General features: G+C 64.7%; 3 protein-coding genes. 1 reads left to right on the forward strand and 2 read right to left on the reverse strand.

Translation table 11 applies throughout. From position 1 onward, the window contains the following. Positions 1-79: 79 nt before the first annotated feature. The gene (locus AB0B91_RS65260) at positions 80-472 is read right to left on the reverse strand and encodes a hypothetical protein (protein WP_358343053.1); all 393 of its coding nucleotides are present in this window, start codon (positions 470-472) and stop codon (positions 80-82) included. A 133-nt stretch (positions 473-605) separates the two neighbouring features. Here AB0B91_RS65260 and AB0B91_RS65265 point away from each other — a divergent pair, with 133 nt between their 5' ends. Continuing rightward, on the forward strand, positions 606-1,208 hold the full coding sequence (locus AB0B91_RS65265; protein WP_358343055.1) for a recombinase family protein: 603 nt from the start codon (positions 606-608) through the stop codon (positions 1,206-1,208). Between the two features lie 24 nt (positions 1,209-1,232). On the opposite strand, the gene AB0B91_RS65270 is transcribed toward AB0B91_RS65265, so the two are convergent. After that, positions 1,233-2,233, reverse strand: a 1,001-nt coding sequence (locus AB0B91_RS65270; protein WP_358343057.1) for a hypothetical protein, incomplete at its 5' end; no start/stop codon positions are given.

A 2,233-nucleotide genomic window follows, 5' to 3' on the forward strand; every position in this document is an offset into this window, starting at 1 on the left:
TTGAACGCCTTCCAGATCGCCTTCGAAGGCCGCCTCACCCCCGCCAACCTCTGAACACTTCAACAACCAAGATCAGCCGTTAAGTTGACACTCCCTCGGCGTAGTCCGCGAAGTCCATGTTCGCGATGGACAGGTTGGCCGACACCTCGCGGTACCAGACCGGGGTGACTCGGAAGGTCCTGCCGGGTTCGTCGAAGAGATCTACCGCGAGCAAGAGGTGCTCCTCATCCGCGATCGCGGTGGCGTCGGCGAGGAACAGGTAGGTCACCTGCTCGTCCTCAGCGGCAGATGCGTCCGCCTCGATAAGGGCTTGAACGGTCACGTCCGCGTACGCGGGGTCGCTGACGTAGGTCGCATCTGCGTACTCGCTCAGGCCATCGAGCAGTGCCTGCAACGCCAGCCATTTCGAGTCGTCGCTGAAATCGGTGCGCAGCACAAGGGACGTCAGGTCGGCGGGCTGAGGAAGGCTCATAGAGATGATCTTTCGTAGCGGCCATGCGCACATGGACTTTCCGGACAGAGGTTTCTGGACGATATCGCACCTGGTCGTTAGGGTGTCCAGCAACGTATACGTTTCTGGACATTAGGGGTCAGGGGAGGACGGGTTGGGCCGCATCTGCGCCTACGTACGGGTGTCCTCTCGCGATCAGAACCCTCAGCTACAGATCGATGCGATCGAAGCCTCGGGTTACGACGAGCTGTTCGCCGAGAAGCTCTCGGGCAAGCGCGGCACCAGCCGCCCGGAATGGGCACGACTGCTCAGCAGCGTCGCCGCTGGTGACACGGTGAAGTTCTGGAAGTCCGACCGGTGGGGCCGGTCGGCCGCGCACGTCCTGACGACCGTCAACGAGCTGCGCGGCGGCGGCGTGCGGATCGTCTCCCTGACTGAGAACTTCGACCTGGAAACCAAGGAAGGCCGGTTCATGTTCGCGGTCCTGGCCGCGGCCGCCGAGTACGAACTGGAGCTGCGCGCCGAGCGTCAGGCAGAAGGAATCGCCGCCGCCAAACGCCGCGAGGCCGAGGGAAGGATGCTGCCCGGCAAGAAGCCGACCGGGCGTCCCCGGGTCATCGGCCCTGCCGAACTCGCAACGCTCCAGCACCTGGTCGCCGCCGGCACCTCGGTCACAGAAGCCGCACGCACCCTCAAGATCGGCCGAGCGACGGCCTACGCCGCCCTAGCTGCAGCTCATGCCGCGAACTCATCCTGATCACTACGGCGGAGACCGGGAGCACTACTGTCTGGGCGCGCCCCACCACGTCTCGGTCCGCTTGTAGATGCGGTTCCAGTCGTCATCGGAAGCGTTGGCGGGGACTTCGACAAGCATCGCTTTCGCTTCGAGATGTAGGTGTTCGATCTGGCTCGTGGTCAGGCGTCGGCAGACCCAGAGCAACTCGGCCATATCAGCCGCTGGCGGATCGTCGAGTGGTGGCGGCTCGGGCAGGTCGATGCCGGTGATGGCGGCGAGGTCAGTGGCGGGAATACCAAGGACGGTCGCGAACCCGGCCAGCCAGGCCGGCTTCAGCACGGTGCGGCTCGCGGAGATGGAATGGAGAGTCGAGGCAGCCACGTACACGCGGCCCCCCGTCACCCTGGCCAGGGTCTTGGCGGCGGCGACCGGGGAGCACAGGTTCCGGTTGGCGCACAGCATGGTGACATGCATCGAACCAGCGCTGCCGTCTCGCCGGTAGTAGGTCCGCGGCGGATCAGCCGGACGGATAGGTGGCAGCTGGGGCAGGTGCTCGACCGTCTCGCGAATACGAGCCTGTTGATCGGACGGCAAGGCCATCGCGATCCGGATGAGGGCCTCAAGCTCGTGTCCTGTCGCCGGTTCGCAAGGCTCCAAGGACTCTGGGACTGGCACTCCGGCGATCACGAGGAGGTCGGCGGTGTGGAATCCGAGCCCCGCAGCGAGACCTTCGAGCTGCGCTACGGACGGCGGCACGCCGCCAGCCACCGACGACAACTCGGCTTCTGGGATGCCGGACGCCGAGGCCAGCCAGGCGATATCGGCCTTACGGTAGTCGAGTAGCCGTGTCAGCAAGGCGCCGAAGCCCGGATGGTCCACCATGTCGAGGACCTTAGCCCGATAAGGAACCGTCGACCGAACATAGGTCTCTGACCAGCAGTTACCGCGGCCCGCGGCCCGTTTCTGCCGTATTCGTGTGTCCTGAACGTGAAGGAGAGTTCGATGTAGGCGAATGATCTGAAGCGATGCTGCTCGGACGATGAAGG

Origin of the sequence: Nonomuraea sp. NPDC049141 (assembly GCF_040648415.1) — a bacterium.
Lineage (GTDB): Bacteria > Actinomycetota > Actinomycetes > Streptosporangiales > Streptosporangiaceae > Nonomuraea.

Excerpts from the sequence above, each read along its gene's own strand:
- AB0B91_RS65260 (WP_358343053.1), bottom strand. The coding sequence starts at position 472 with ATGAGCCTTCCTCAGCCCGCCGACCTGACGTCCCTTGTGCTGCGCACC.